This window comes from Gluconobacter oxydans DSM 3504 (assembly GCF_000583855.1).
GTDB classification, from domain to species: domain Bacteria; phylum Pseudomonadota; class Alphaproteobacteria; order Acetobacterales; family Acetobacteraceae; genus Gluconobacter; species Gluconobacter oxydans.
The window spans coordinates 809,568-823,961 of record NZ_CP004373.1 but is presented as its reverse complement, the minus strand read 5'-3'; the positions used below and the strand labels follow the sequence as shown (position 1 = coordinate 823,961).

At 63.2% G+C, this 14,394-nt stretch carries 10 protein-coding genes; 8 read left to right on the top strand and 2 right to left on the bottom strand.

The genetic code is table 11. The features are described 5' to 3' along the window. The 3 genes from xdhC (at window position 1) to GLS_RS03690 (ending at window position 2,817) form a co-directional block, all read left to right on the top strand. Window positions 1–873 (top strand): xanthine dehydrogenase accessory protein XdhC, encoded by an 873-nt coding sequence (gene xdhC, locus GLS_RS03700; protein WP_041111244.1) that lies wholly within the window; start codon window positions 1–3, stop codon window positions 871–873. Between the two features lie 105 nt (window positions 874–978). Next, window positions 979–2,526, top strand: a complete 1,548-nt coding sequence (locus tag GLS_RS03695) for a glucoamylase family protein (protein WP_041112629.1) — start codon at window positions 979–981, stop codon at window positions 2,524–2,526. 105 nt (window positions 2,527–2,631) lie between these two features. Then, window positions 2,632–2,817, top strand: a complete 186-nt coding sequence (locus GLS_RS03690; RefSeq protein WP_011252226.1) for a YqaE/Pmp3 family membrane protein — start codon at window positions 2,632–2,634, stop codon at window positions 2,815–2,817. An 82-nt stretch (window positions 2,818–2,899) separates the two neighbouring features. On the opposite strand, the gene GLS_RS03685 is transcribed toward GLS_RS03690, so the two are convergent. Beyond that, on the bottom strand, window positions 2,900–4,318 hold the full coding sequence (locus GLS_RS03685) for a sugar porter family MFS transporter (protein WP_041111242.1): 1,419 nt from the start codon (window positions 4,316–4,318) through the stop codon (window positions 2,900–2,902). A 322-nt stretch (window positions 4,319–4,640) separates the two neighbouring features. Here GLS_RS03685 and GLS_RS03680 point away from each other — a divergent pair, with 322 nt between their 5' ends. Together GLS_RS03680 and GLS_RS03675 are read left to right on the top strand one after the other, a co-directional pair. Continuing rightward, a complete protein-coding gene (locus GLS_RS03680; protein ID WP_041111240.1) occupies window positions 4,641–5,546 on the top strand; it encodes a LysR family transcriptional regulator in 906 nt (301 codons plus the stop codon). A gap of 94 nt (window positions 5,547–5,640) precedes the next feature. Next, a complete protein-coding gene (locus tag GLS_RS03675) occupies window positions 5,641–7,482 on the top strand; it encodes an FUSC family protein (protein WP_226986631.1) in 1,842 nt (613 codons plus the stop codon). Window positions 7,483–7,495: 13 nt separating this feature from the next. Here GLS_RS03675 and GLS_RS03670 read toward each other — a convergent pair whose 3' ends face one another. Continuing rightward, on the bottom strand, window positions 7,496–8,290 hold the full coding sequence (locus GLS_RS03670; protein WP_148295884.1) for an SDR family NAD(P)-dependent oxidoreductase: 795 nt from the start codon (window positions 8,288–8,290) through the stop codon (window positions 7,496–7,498). 333 nt (window positions 8,291–8,623) lie between these two features. Here GLS_RS03670 and GLS_RS03665 point away from each other — a divergent pair, with 333 nt between their 5' ends. The 3 genes from GLS_RS03665 (at window position 8,624) to GLS_RS03655 (ending at window position 14,357) form a co-directional block, all read left to right on the top strand. Continuing rightward, on the top strand, window positions 8,624–12,094 hold the full coding sequence (locus GLS_RS03665) for a PAS domain-containing protein (protein ID WP_052327448.1): 3,471 nt from the start codon (window positions 8,624–8,626) through the stop codon (window positions 12,092–12,094). A gap of 76 nt (window positions 12,095–12,170) precedes the next feature. Next, window positions 12,171–13,010: an aldo/keto reductase gene (locus GLS_RS03660; RefSeq protein ID WP_041111238.1), complete on the top strand. Its 840-nt coding sequence runs from the start codon at window positions 12,171–12,173 to the stop codon at window positions 13,008–13,010. Between the two features lie 81 nt (window positions 13,011–13,091). Next, entirely contained in the window at window positions 13,092–14,357 is a 1,266-nt protein-coding gene (locus GLS_RS03655; RefSeq protein ID WP_041111236.1) for an outer membrane beta-barrel protein, read from the top strand. The last annotated feature ends 37 nt before the right edge of the window (window positions 14,358–14,394 follow it).

Sequence of the window (14,394 nt, the reverse complement as noted above, 5' to 3'; positions counted from 1 at the left end):
ATGCTGGCGGAGGTTCTGCGCTGGCGGCGGGAGGGGCAGGACATGGTGCGCCTGACCGTCATCCGCGCCCGGGGCTCGACGCCACGGGAAGAGGGTGCGTTCATGCTCCTGACCCGGAGCGAACAGACCGGCACGATCGGCGGTGGTCGGCTGGAATGGGATTGTATGGCGGAGGGACGTGCGCTTCTCGTGGCGGGTGGGGCTCCGGTCGAGCGCCACATCCCGTTGGGTCCTGCCATCAACCAGTGCTGCGGCGGGGCGGTGACGGTTCGCATTGAGCGCGTGCAAGACGTGGAGGCCCTTGAGGCGGAAATCCGTGCTGAATGGGAGAGGCTGCCGCAACTGCTGCTGTTCGGGGCGGGGCATGTGGGGCGCGCTCTGGCACGTTCGCTGGCGCTTTTGCCGCTGCGGCTTCTCTGGGTTGATGCGCGGGAGGAGGAGTTCGGGATCGTGCCGCCGGGCGTGGAGGCACGTGTCACCGACCAATGGGAGTCGCTTGTTCAGAGCGCTCCCGCCGGATCTGGCGTTCTGGTCCTGACCCAGAGCCATACGCTGGATGCGCTGATCACCGGGGCAGCGCTGGAGCGCGGTGACCTGCGTTATGTCGGCATGATCGGGTCGCGGACGAAGCGGAAGCGGTTCGAGAGTGCGTTCCGTCAGATCGATATTCCGCAGGAGCGGATCGACCGTCTGGTCTGCCCTATCGGGGATTTCGGGGTGCGCGACAAGCGGCCGGAGGTCATCGCGACTTTCGTAACGGCGGAAATCGCGGCCCGGATGCTGTGCCAGACAGAATCGTGTAGGGACGCCAGCGTTTCGAAGACTGGTATTTCAGATATTGATGATGTTACATTCGCCCCAATCCTGTCATAAAGTCTGAGACTGCAAGGGCGGAGTTCCTTCACTTTTCGAGCGTCACGGAAAGTTGATGTAACGGTGGGTGCGTCGGTGTCGCTCCTTCTGCTTATCCTCCCCCGCATGAGCATGCAGCACCGGACGCAGCGGACTTTCGAAGTCCCGACTTTCTCTCCAGCCACCGTGAGTGGTCGAAGGAAAAAATCCCGGATTTCCCGCCTCTGTCAGGCCGGACTTGCGCTGGGCGCGCTGGCGGGGACGTTTGGCATCGCACAGGCCGGGCCAACGGTCAGCACCGCGCTGACGCCGGCGCTTCAGCCCGCGAGCCTGCCTGCGGCCGATGCGGCTTTTGTCGATGATCTTGAAAAGCGCACGTTCAACTGGTTCTGGGAAACCGGAAATCCGAAGAACGGCCTCGTGCCGGACCGTGCGCCGCTGCCTAATGGGGCGGCGAGCATTGCCAGCGTCGGATTTGGCCTGACGGCTTACGGCATTGGCGTGGAGCGGCATTACATCACCCGTCAGCAGGCCGTGGACCGGACCCTGACGACGCTGCGCTTCCTGGCCAGCCTGCCGCAGAACGATCACGTCTCGGGCGCTGCGGGTTATAAGGGTTTCTTCTACCACTTCCTTGATCCCAACACCGGCCTGCGTGTTGCCGACTGGTCCGAGCTGTCCAGCGTTGATACGGCGCTGCTGATGGGGGGCGTGCTGTTCTCGCAGTCCTATTTCGATCATGACACGCCGCAGGAAAAGGAAATCCGCGACGTCGCAGACAAGCTGTATCGCCGGATCGACTGGACCTGGATGAAGGCGCATGGCCCCTGGCTCAGCATGGGCTGGATGCCGCCGCATACGTTCCTGCCCAGCGACTGGAAGGGCTATAACGAGGGCCTGATTATCTATCTTCAGGCCCTCGGCTCACCGACGCATCCGCTCCCGGCCGAGACCTGGAAGGCGTGGACTGCGACCTATGAAAACCAGTGGGGTGATTTCCAGGGCCACAAGCTGCTGAATTTCGCGCCGATGTTCGGGCATCAGTACAGCGAATCCTGGATTGATTTTCGGGGCGTTCAGGATGCGTGGGACCGGGCCCATAACGTCGATTATTTCCAGAACGGGCGTGAAGCCGCTTATGCCCAGCGGGCCTACGCTCAGGCCAATCCGGGCGACTGGAAGGATTACGGGCCCAATATCTGGGGTCTGACCGCCTGTGACGGGCCGGGCGATGCGCAGCAGGTCTATGACGGCAAGAAGCGCCATTATCTGGCCTATAGCGCGCGCGGAGCCGGGCGCGATTACATTCTGGATGACGGCACGATTGCGCCGACGGCTGTGGGTGGGTCTATCGCCTTTGCGCCGGAAATCGCCCTGCCGGCTCTCAAGGAAATGCGCGCCCGTTACGGGGACCGGATTTATAACAAATATGGCTTCCTCGATGCTTTCAATCCGTCCTTTGCGGATCAGAAAAGCTACTGGGTTGATGGCCAGCAGTTGGGCATCGATCAGGGGCCGATTCTGCTGATGCTGGAAAACTGGCGCAGCGGCCTCGTGTGGAACACGATGAAGAAGAATGCCTATCTGCGGACCGGACTGGAGCGCGCGGGCTTCGAGGGCGGATGGATGCGGACCAAGACGGCGACGTCCAAGCCGGTCGGCCAGTCTCTCTAACTGTCAGGAGCCTGCGTTTGCGGGCGCCTTCATGAACCGGAGTTGCATCGGAAGCGTTTCTCACCGATCACTGATGTCAGAGCATCTTTGTGAAAGGAGAGCATCATGCGTCTCATTCTTGCCCTGCTTCTGCCCTGGCTGCAGTTCTTTACCATCGGCCGTCCGTTTGCCGGCCTGGTGTGTCTGATCCTGCAGGTCACGGTGATCGGCTGGATCCCGGCTGCCATCTGGTCAGTCTATGCGCTGAGCCAGTACAATACCGATCGCAAGATCGCCGCCGGTCGCGGCTGACGCTCCGGGCGTGAAAAAGCCCCCGTTCCAGACTGGAGCGGGGGCTTTTTTTGTGCCGTAAGGCCCCGATTGGGGGGCGGGCTCAGCGGCCGATATTGCGCAGAGTGACGCCCTGGTTGAGCTTCGTCTCGATGGACTCAAGGGACACGCCCTTGGTCTCCGGAACAAAGAACAGCACCATAAAAATGAAAAGCGCATTCAGCCCGGCATAGAGCCAGAAGGTGTGCGAGGCCCCGAGCGTCGTGAGCAGGCCGAGGAACGTGGCACCCACCACCATGTTCGTGACCCAGTTGGTGACGGTCGAGCAGGTGATGCCGAAATCACGTCCCTGAAGCGGCATGACTTCCGAGCACAGAACCCAGACCAGCGGACCGGCCGAGAAGGCGAAGCCTGCGATGAAGCACAGCAGGACGGAGATCGCGAGGTAATGCGACAGGTCCGTATTGCCGACGGCACCTGACATGATGGTCGCCAGAACCGCGAGGCCAGCCGACATGATGGCAAAGCCCGTGACCAGCATCGGACGACGGCCCCAGCTGTCCGCAAAGGCAATGGCGATGAATGTGGCGAGCCAGTTGACCACGCCGACAATGGCCGTGCCCCACATCTGGCCGCTCGACCCGAAGCCGACTTCCTGGAAGATGCGCGGCGCGTAGTACATGACAACGTTGATGCCCGTGAGCTGCTGCATGACCTGAAGCACGATGCCGAGGAGGACGGCACGACGGAAGTTGCGGTTTTCAAGGAACATTGCCAGACCGCGCTGACGGTCATGGATCTGCCCCTGAATGTCGCGGATTTCCTGATGGGCGAGTTCAGGGTTGTGGCGCAGTTCCTTCATGATCGACAGGGCTTCCTCATGACGGCCACGCAGCATCAGCCAGCGCGGGCTGTCGGGCAGGAAGAACGAACCGATCAGGAAGAACGTGCCGGGAATAGCCATGATTCCCAGCATCCAGCGCCATGAGCCGCTGTAGGACAGGATGGCGTTGGAGACGAAGGCCAGCAGGATGCCCAGCGTGATCATCAGCTGGTACATCGACACCAGACTGCCGCGCCGCGAAATGTCCGAGACTTCGGAAATGTAGAGCGGAGCCACGAAGCTTCCGATACCGATCGCCAGACCCAGCATGGTGCGGCCGATGATCAGTTCGGAGACCGAGGATGCCAGGGCGCAGACGAGGCCGCCTGCCACGAACAGGAATGCGCTGAAGATCAGCGAGCGGCGGCGTCCGAACGCATAGGACATGCGGCCTGCGCCCACGGCACCCACGGCCGCGCCGAACATCATGGACGACACGATCCAGGACTGCTCGAATTCGGAAGCATGGAACTCGTCACGGATAAAGCCGAGCGCGCCGGAAATGACGCCCACATCCAGTCCGAACATCAGGCCTGCAATCGCAGCCAGCGCAACAGCGAACATCATGCGCCCGACCATGGGCGCCTTGGCTACGGCAGCAGAAGGGACGGGGGAGGGGTTGAGCACTGTGTCGCTCATGACGGGAAAACTCCGGCGACCCGCAGGGCAGACCTGTCAGGGGAAAGGCAGAAAAAACCGGACAGAACAGCCTGTACCGGGGACCGAGGGGAAGGCTCTTCTGTGACAGGCACGATGATTCGCCATCTTGAGCCCTAAAGTATAACGCATAATTGGGAAAATATTCAAAACTATATGTGATAATCGGCTGGATTTTCTGTCCTGATGCAATCAGGTCACAGAGGAGGAGGTAGGGACGCGCTTCCGCGCCGCCTGACGGATTGCCACGGACGGATCAGGGCGACACACTTCCTACCCTTTCCGTGTTCATGGACAAGCCCTCGTGTTCCTGCGTCAGCTGACCTATCTCATCGCTCTCGACCAGTACCGGCATTTTTCCCGGGCCGCGGAGCACTGCAACGTGTCGCAGCCCGCGCTGTCAATGGCGATCCGTCAGCTCGAGCATGAACTTGGCGTGCCCATCGTCCGGCGCAACCGGCGTGTCCTGGGGCTGACGCCGGAAGGCGAGCGCGTGCTGGCCTGGGCGCGGCAGACGATGGCGGCTCTGGACGGTCTGCGTCAGGAAGCCGATTTCGCGCATGAAGTCGCAGGCGGCACGCTTTCGATTGGCACCATCCCGCCCGCCATCCAGATCATGCCGCTTCTGATGGAAAGCCTCAGGGCCGCCGTGCCGGCGCTCCATATCGAGCTGACCGTGTCCGCCAACACTGACATCCTGCATGATCTGACCGAACAGCGCCTCCAGATGGGGCTGATCTATCTGGATCAGGTTCCCGAAGACGGGAGTTTCGAGACGCACCAGCTTTATGCGGAACAGTATGTCTTCGTGGCGGGCTCCCGGATGGAGCTGCCATCCCGAAAGACGTTCAGCTGGGCGGATGCGGCCGAACATCCGCTGGGCCTTCTGGGCCATTCCATGCGGACCCGGCAGATCGTGGATGAGTGCTTTGCCAAGGCCGGGGCCAAGCCAAATGTTCTGCTGGAGACCAATGCGCTCGAACTGCTGTATGTGGAGCTGCTGGCCGGGCGTCTGGCGACGATCCTGCCCGTCGCGGCCCTGCCGCATCAGCGTGATCCCGCCATGCCGTTGCAGATCCGCCGGCTTGCATCATGTCCTTCGCCGGGGGTCGGGTTGGTGCGGCTGAAACAGCCGGTGCAGACGGCCCTGATGTCCCGAAGCTGGGAAATCGCCACGCAGCTCGTTCTGGAAGATGCGCTGACAGTCTGACGTAGATCATAAGCGTGGCTTATGATGCAATCATGACAATGTGTTGGACAGGCCCGGACCGTTCTTCGCAGATTGCGGCTTTTCAGGCGGAAGAGTGTCAGGTTTGGGCGGGAGAGCGGCCGGTCTCGCGGTGTCGGGATCAACATTCGGATCGGAGCTGCGGGATGTCCTGATCCAGCGCTGGGGATGGCTGTTTGCGCCGTCTGCAAAGGATCTGGGTTTTGCGGTCCGCACGTCGGTCGCGGCGATCCTGTCCCTGCTCATCGCCATGTGGATGGAGCTGGACAGCCCGCAATGGGCGCCGCTGACCGTCTGGGTGGTGGCGACGGCCTCGCGCGGGGAGAGCCTGTCCAAGGCGCGCTGGCGGTTTGCGGGCACGATCATCGGGGGCTGCATGGGCGTGGCCCTGATCGCAGCGTTCCCCCAGCAGGCGGGACTGTTCTTCATCGCGCTGGCGCTCTGGATCGGGCTGTGCTGCGGCTGGGCGACGTTTCTGGACGGCTATCGGCGCTACGGATTTCTCGTCATCAGCTTCACCTCCGCCATCGTGGCGACCGGCGCGATCAGCCAGCCTGACGACGTGTTCAATGTCGCCATGGCGCGCGGCACGTACATCATGCTGGGCACGGTCTGCGAAGCGGGTCTGGCGGTCCTGTTCCTGCCGAATGTGCAGAAAGAAGCCCGGGCTCGGCTGCTCGGCAAGCTCCAGCAGGTCACGGCAAAGGTGGCGTCCCATGCGGATGTCCTGCGGGCCGGGCGGTTCGATCCGGAAACCGAGGGGCGCCTGCTGGCCGAACTGGTGGATGCCAATACCCGCATCGAGTTCGACGTTCTTGAAATGGGATCCGGCACCCGGCGCAGCGCGGATCATGCGAGGGCGGTTCTGGCGCGTCTGCTCGCCGTTCTGGCCCGGGCGCAGGGCGGGGCGACCGGCATTGATGTGGATCGGGACCTCGAGGCCGCGCGAAACCATATCCAGGCGATCATCGCTCCGCCGCGTAATGACCGTTTCACGTTCCGCACGCGCTCCCCGCGCCATATCCTCGAGGCGGTCCTGAACGGGCTGCGGGCCGCGACCGGTATCATGGGGGCCTGGCTTTTATGGGAAGTGACGGCCTGGCCTTCCGGGCCGGCCTTCGTCTCTTTCGTGGCGCTGGTTTACGGGCTGCTGGCGACCCGGGAGATCCCCGCACTGGCGTCGTCTGGCTTTTATCGCGGGGCGGTGTGGTGCGCGGGTGTGGCGGGGATCTATGCGTTTTTCGTCGTGCCCGCCGTCACGGCGCCGGAATATCTGGCGCTGCTTCTGCTGATCCCGATGGTGATTGGCGGCCTGGCCGCACGGGCGCCGAAGCTCGTAAACCATGCGTTTTCGTTCAACATGTTCCTGCCCGTCCTGATCGGCCCGTCAAATCTCATGCGCTATGACGAGGTGTCCTTCCTTAATGGTGCCAGTGCCTTTCTGGGGGCCGTCATCTTCACGCGTGTCACGTTCGGCGTGGTGTTTCCGTTCCGCGCTGACAGCCATTTGCGGCGTACATCGGCCTGGGTCGAGCAGCAGCTTCGTTTCATTGCGCGGGGTGGTGGGCAGACGGTTCATCAGTGGCTGGCGATCAACGCTGCCAGCATGGTGCGCGCTGTGCGGAGCTGTCAGGGTGTCCCGCGGGATGTGATGCTGGCCTATATGGCGCGGCATCTCAATGCGATGGCGCTGGGCCTGTGGGTGATCGAACTACGCGATGCCGCCGCACGGGAAACCACGCCCGGACCCGTGCGCAAACGGTTGCAGGTTTTCCTGCGGGCATGGTTCCGCAAGGGAGACGGTGCGGCCCCGCTTGCACAGACCGTTTTCCTGTCCCTGCGCAGGGATCCGGCCGTCGAACCCGACGTCCGGACCGCGCTGCAGCGGCTTGCGGGAGACGTGCCCCCGTCTGCCTGATCAGCCGTCTTGATCAGATAGTGTCGACGGTGCCGCCATCCACGCGCAGGGCTGCGCCTGTCGTGGCGGACGCCAGGGGCGAGGCGGCATAGACGACGAGATTGGCCACTTCATCAACCGTGGCCATGCGGCGCAGGATATTGCTCGGGCGATGTTTCTGCACGAATTCCGCCGCCAGTTCCGCGACCGGGCGAGTGCTGTCGGGGTTCTGGGCCTTGAGCATGTCCTCGACACCTTCGGACAGGGTGGGGCCGGGCAGGACCGAATTCACCGTCACATTCGTGCCCGCCATCAGCTTGGCCAGACCGCGGGCCAGACCCAGCATGGCGGTCTTGCTGACGCCGTAATCGACCATTTCGACCGGGATGTTCAGTGCCGATTCTGATGCAATGAACAGCACGCGGCCCCAGTTGCGCTCCTTCATGCCCGGCATATAGGCGCGGGACAGGCGCACGCCGGAGAACAGGTTGACCTCGAACAGGTGCTCCCAGCTTTCATCCGTCGTCTGGAAAAAATCATTCGGTCCGAAGATACCGGCATTGTTGACGAGGACATCCACGCTGCTTTCGGCCTCGAAGAGCGCCTTGCAGCCCTCGGCGGTTCCGACATCGGCGACGACACTGCGGAAGGCGCCGCCCGGGACGGCCTTGGCCAGCTTCTCAAGGGCGCTATCGACGCCTTCCTGCTTGCGGCCGTTGATGATGACTGTGGCTCCTGCCTCGCCCAGCTTCCGGGCGATGGCCAGGCCGATCCCGCCGGTCGAGCCGGTGACGAGGGCGGTGCGGCCGCTCAGATCGAGGTTCAGCATGGCAGACTCCTGAAAATGTGATCGCGTCCCGACAGGAACGTCAGGGATGCGGGAAAGTGGCACATTCTTTTGTAGAGGTTTCGTGACAGGATGCGAGACATACGGGATCTGCTATTGCTGTGACACACTTCCGAAACAGGATGTGTCAGGATACCGGCGCTGAGAGGGAGGAATGATGGATCTTGTGGAGGGCACTGAAGAGGCCTCCGGAGCGCTGATGCTGCCTCCGGCGCCCGCTGTCGGCCGTGCGTCCATCCTGTGTGTCCATCTTCTGGCCCTGGCCGCTGCGGAAGGCGGGGGGAGGCTGCGCTTCTGCTGCGCGACGCCGATGGCGTGCGTGTTCTGGGGGGTGAGGGAAGCGCGATCGCCGCGGAAGGCGCGGCCTGCCTCATGGATGGTCAGTCCCTCGATGCCTGCACCGTGCGGCTCCTGCCGGTGCGCTCCGGTGCGGTCGAAGTCTGGCTGTGCGTGCGGCGCAATGCGCCAGCGCTCGAGCATGTTCTGGCCCTGTGTGCCCTGCAGGTGGACGATCTGCTCCGTGAGCGCGCCGCGGCCCCGCAATCGGGGGAGCATGAGCTTGTGGAACGCATGCAGCTGCGGATGCAGCGCATGGCGGACACGGCGGATGTTGCGTTCTACCGCTGCGATTTCGCAACCCGCATGGTGATGGGGGATGCGCGTTTCGCGAGCCTCTGGGGACTGCCGCCCGAGCGGCTGGCCGTGGGGGTGCCGATCGACGAGCTGCTGATGTTCCTGCATCCCGATGACCGGCTGGTCTATGACGGCAGTCTTGAGGACGAACTGCGGGACGAGGGCTGCTACGAGCTGCGGTTCCGGATTCTGGTCTCATCCCCGTCCCTGTCTGGTTCCGGACAGGCGCAGTCACGCTCTTCCCGCAGTTCCCGGCTGCGGCATGTTCTGCTGCGCGGGTGGCGGGAAGATGAAAGCCGGCCCGACAGCCGCCGCAGCGTCGGACTCGCGATGGACGTCTCTTCCGCCTCCATGACGGCGGAAGCCCTGCGGTCCAGCGAGGCATTCACGCGGCTGCTCCTGTCCAGTCTGCCGGACTGCATCCATATTCTCGACTGCGAAGGCTGCATCCGCTTCGTCAATGAAGGTGGCATCAGGTCCATGGAAATGGACAGCCCGATCATCATGCACGGCCTGCCGTGGGTCGATCTGTGGCGGGGGCAGCCGCGCCGCCGGGCCGCCCTGGCGGTGCAGACCGCTCTGGCCGGCGAGACAGCGCGGTTTCAGGGTTATGCCATGACCATGCGCGGGCAGCGCCGCTTCTGGGACGTGGCCGTGACGCCGGTTTTTGGCGAGGACGGCGATGTGCGGCGTCTGCTGGCGATCGGGCGTGACCTGACGGAAGCCAACCAGTCCGCCGAGCGGCTCCAGCTGGCGCTGGATGCCGGGGCGATCGCCGGGACCTGGATGTGGGATGACAGCGCGTCGCGGATGACGGGGGATGCCCGGCTGGCGCAGACGCTGGGGCTGGACCCGGCCCGTCTGCGCGAAGGCGTCATGCCGAATGTCATTTATGACTCCGTGGACCCGCGGGACCGGTTCGCCGTGGTGCAGGCCGTCACGGCGGCGACGCGGCGGGGCGGGAAATGCCGGTTCGAGTTCCGGGTGGACACGCCGGAGGGACAGCGCTGGTTCGAAGGCAACGGACGCTGCGATCTGGGGGACGAAGGGCGCGTGGTCCGCTTCCCCGGCATCGTCTTCGATATCGACCGGAGCAAGCGGCAGGCCCTTCGCCAGGCTGCGCTGGTCGAGCTGGGAGACCAGCTTCGCGCGCTGGATGATACCGGCATGATGGAAGAGGTCGCCGCCCGCATCATCTGTCGTGAACTGGATGCGAGCGGTGCGGGCTATGGCGTCGTCAATGATGACTGGACCGGCATGACCGTTGGCGGCGCGCCGGAGGTCACCCGGCCGCTGGTGGGCGTGCGGATGTTCGCGGATTACGGCGAGTTCAGGCCGATCCTTGGACGGGGCGAGCCCGTGGCTATCGCCGATGTCCATACCGATGCCCTGACGGCGGGTTACGATGCCCGCTATGACGTCGAGGGCATCGTGGCGATCCTCTGCGTTCCGATATTCAAGTTCGGGCGTTTCGTGGGGCTGATGTTCGTCTGCCATGATGCGCCCCATACCTGGACGGACGAGGAAATCGTCTTCACCCGCGCCGTGGCGGACCGCACCCATGCGTCCATGCGGCAGGCCCGCACGCAGCAGCAGATCCGCGATCTCAACGTCATGCTCGAAGAGCGGATCCTGCAACGGACCCGCGAGCGCGACCGGCTGTGGAACATTGCACGCGACCTGTTCATCATCATTGACCGGCGCGGCTATTACGTTGCGGTCAGCCCGAGCTGGGAAGAGACGCAGGGCTACAGGGCTGAGGAACTCGCCGGGCTGCGGCTCGATGCGCTGTGCCATCCCGATGACAGGCGCATGGTGCTGGATACGTTCGAGCGTCTGCTGGCGGGGACGCCCTGGCCGACGGCGGGGCTGGATGTCCGGATGCGGCGGTCGGACGGCAGCTGGCGGACCTATAACTGGAGCTGTAACGACGAGGGCGATGCGATCTATGCGGTCGGGCGTGACCTGACCGAGCGCAACGAACTGGAAGAGCAGCTCCGCCAGGCGCAGAAAATGGAGGCTGTCGGGCAGCTCACGGGTGGTCTGGCGCATGATTTCAACAATCTGCTCGCCGGGATCGGGGGCGGCCTGGAACTGATCGGGCTGCGTCTGGCGCAGGGGCGGACAGACGGGCTGGGGCGTTACATCGCGGCCTCGCAGGATGCGGTCCGCCGGGCTGCGTCGCTGACCCATCGTCTTCTGGCCTTCTCGCGGCGTCAGACCCTTGATCCCACACCCACGGACATGAATACGCTCGTTCGCGGGCTGGAAAGTCTGCTGCGGGGGACGGTCGGGCCGGGCATAGAGCTCGTTTTCGATCTGCAGCCGGGCCTGTGGCTGACGCGGGTGGATGCCAACCAGCTTGAGAACGCGATCCTGAACCTGTGCATCAATGCCCGCGACGCCATGCATGACCACGGGACGATGCTGCGGCTTGAGAGTGCCAACAGGGTTCTGACGGCTGATGTCGCCTCAGACATGTCTATCCGGGCGGGCGATTATGTTGTCCTGACGGTGCAGGATGAAGGCTGCGGCATGCCTCCCGAGATCGTGCAGCGCGCCTTTGACCCGTTCTTTACGACCAAGCCGCTGGGGGAGGGAACGGGGCTGGGGCTGAGCATGATCTATGGCTTTACCCAGCAGTCAGGCGGACAGGTGGAGATCCACTCCACGCCGGGGCAGGGGACCGTCGTTTCGCTCTGGCTGCCGCGTTATCAGGGGCAGGAAGCCATCCGTCCCGAACCACCGCCTTTGCCTGTCGCGTCCCAGCCGCGCCTTCTGGAAGGGCAGCGTGTCCTTGTCGTGGATGACGAAGAGGCCGTGCGGATGATCGTGTCGGATATGGTGACGGATCTGGGCGGGATCGTGCTGACGGCGTCCGACGGGCCGTCGGCTGAGGCGCTGGCGGCGGAGGGAGCGCCGCCCGCGGTTCTCGTCAGTGATATCGGGATGCCGGGTGGCATGAATGGTCGGGAGCTGGGCGAGCATATGCTGAAACGCTGGCCCGGGCTGAAGGTGCTGTTCATCACAGGCTATGCCGAGCAGAGCGTTCTGGGCGATCAGGCCCTGGCGCCGGGTTGCGCGCTGCTGGTCAAGCCGTTCACGGTTGCGGCATTCAGCCGGAAACTGGCCGTTCTGCTGAAAGGGGACTGAACCCGGTCTTCGGCGCGGGCGTTGGTCAGTCAGCAGGCTTTGTGCCCGTAGTTTTCATCTTTGCAGGGAGACAGACATGTCGTCACAGGTTCCATCCGCCGAGGCCCAGACCGTGATTTCCTTTCATGACGGTCACACCATGCCCCAGATCGGTCTGGGTGTTTGGGAAACGCCGCCTGATGAGACGGCCGAGGTCGTGAAGGAAGCCGTGAAGCTCGGTTACCGGTCTGTCGATACGGCGCGTCTGTACAAGAACGAGGAAGGTGTCGGCAAAGGTCTGGAAGACCATCCGGAAATCTTCCTGACGACCAAGCTCTGGAATGACGAGCAGGGCTATGACAGCACCCTGCGGGCTTATGAAGAAAGCGCGCGCCTGCTGCGTCGTCCGGTGCTGGACCTGTATCTGATCCACTGGCCGATGCCGGCTCAGGGCCAGTATGTCGAGACCTGGAAGGCACTCGTCGAGCTGAAGAAATCCGGCCGCGTGAAGTCCATCGGCGTGTCCAATTTCGAGCCGGAGCATCTGGAGCGGATCATGGATGCCACGGGTGTCGTGCCGGTCGTCAACCAGATCGAGCTGCATCCCGATTTCCAGCAGCGCGCTCTGCGGGAATTCCATGAGAAGCACAACATCCGCACCGAGTCCTGGCGTCCGCTGGGCAAGGGGCGCGTCCTGAGCGATGAGCGGATCGGGAAGATCGCTGAAAAGCACAGCCGGACTCCGGCGCAGGTCGTGATCCGCTGGCATCTCCAGAATGGACTGATCGTCATTCCGAAATCGGTCAATCCCAAGCGTCTGGCTGAAAATCTGGATGTGTTCGGCTTTGTGCTGGACGCGGATGACATGCAGGCTATCGAACAGATGGACCGCAAGGATGGCCGGATGGGCGCTGATCCGAATACGGCGAAATTCTGAGGAATATTCCCTTTTAGCAACATTAAGTAAAAAATCAGGCCTGTGCTATGGGCTGCCTCATGCAACCGGAAGGTGGATGGCATGAGGCAGCGTTTCAGTCGGGGTTTTGGGGCGATACTGGTGGTTCTTGCGGGGCTCGGAGTCTCCGCTGCCGGCGCCCAGACCGTGGGGGAGCAGACCGCAACCGGGCAGGGGAAGGCCTGGACGGATCAGTGGTTTTCCGACGTCTCTTTTGGCACCCAGATCGAAGGTGGCGTGATGGGCAGTTCCAGCCATCCCGCCAGCAACCTCAATTTCGGCCAGCTTCTTTCGCCTTACGCCGATCAGGCGACGCTGAACCAGCTCACCTTCACGCTCACCAAACCGGTCGATCCGATCGGCGGCGGGTATGGGCTGGGGATGAACCTGCGGATGCTCTATGGCTCCGATGCCCGCAGCTATACGATTGCGGGTGTTTCCGACCGCTGGATCAATGGCCGCTATCAGGCCATGCCGGTTTTCGCGAATGTCGCGATCCACATGCCCTGGTTCACGGCCAAAGGGCTGGACGGGCAGATCGGTATTCTGACATCCCCCATGGGGGTGGAGGCGCTCGATCCCTCGACCCGCGCTTTCTATACGCTGGCCTATACGACGGAATATTCCACGCCGTTCGAGCATGTGGGCGGCATGTTCCAGCTTCATCTGGACGATCATTTCGATCTTCAGTTCGGCGCTGATACCGGCAACCAAACGTCTTTCGGACGCGGCGACAATAATGGCCGTCCGGCTGGTTATATCGGCGTGACGGGCAACGATCTGGCGGACGGGCATCTGTCCTTCACCTATCTGCTGCGCGTCGGGCCGGAAAATGCCGTGCGATCGCTGGGCGCTCGGGCGAATGGCGCCATGCGGTACTGGAACGATCTGAACGGGACCTGGACCTTCTCGAAAAAATGGAGCGTCACGGCGGAGCTGAACCAGCTTCATGACGAAGGCCTGCGTGCCGATACATACAGTGCGGTCGTCTGGGGCGGGTGGCACATTCGTCCGAATTTGAGCGTCAATGCGCGTGCCGAATTGTACCGGGACAATACCGGGAGTTTCGTGGCGAGTTTCGCGGAAAATGAAGGCTATGCGCAGGCCATGCTCGGCAATCCGACGCGTTCGGAATCCGCGCCAGCCACGACCTATGGGGCTCTGACGCTCAATACCGTCTGGCGGCCGGATGTGGGGCATCACGTCAAGCTGCTCCAGTTCCGGCCGGAACTGCGCTTTGACCGCTCGCTCAACAGCACGCGGCCGTTCGATGACCAGCACCACATGGGGCGGATCCTGTTCGGGGCGGACATGACGCTGGGGTTCTGAAGGGGAGGTGCGCTTGCCGCCGGATTATGGCAAGGAG

Excerpts from the sequence above, each read along its gene's own strand:
- GLS_RS03670 (WP_148295884.1), bottom strand. The coding sequence starts at position 8,290 with ATGCTGAACCTCGATCTGAGCGGCCGCACCGCCCTCGTCACCGGCTCG.
- GLS_RS03660 (WP_041111238.1), top strand. The coding sequence starts at position 12,171 with ATGTCGTCACAGGTTCCATCCGCCGAGGCCCAGACCGTGATTTCCTTT.
- GLS_RS03685 (WP_041111242.1), bottom strand. The coding sequence starts at position 4,318 with ATGAGCGACACAGTGCTCAACCCCTCCCCCGTCCCTTCTGCTGCCGTA.
- GLS_RS03690 (WP_011252226.1), top strand. The coding sequence starts at position 2,632 with ATGCGTCTCATTCTTGCCCTGCTTCTGCCCTGGCTGCAGTTCTTTACC.
- GLS_RS03655 (WP_041111236.1), top strand. The coding sequence starts at position 13,092 with ATGAGGCAGCGTTTCAGTCGGGGTTTTGGGGCGATACTGGTGGTTCTT.
- GLS_RS03695 (WP_041112629.1), top strand. The coding sequence starts at position 979 with ATGAGCATGCAGCACCGGACGCAGCGGACTTTCGAAGTCCCGACTTTC.
- xdhC (WP_041111244.1), top strand. The coding sequence starts at position 1 with ATGCTGGCGGAGGTTCTGCGCTGGCGGCGGGAGGGGCAGGACATGGTG.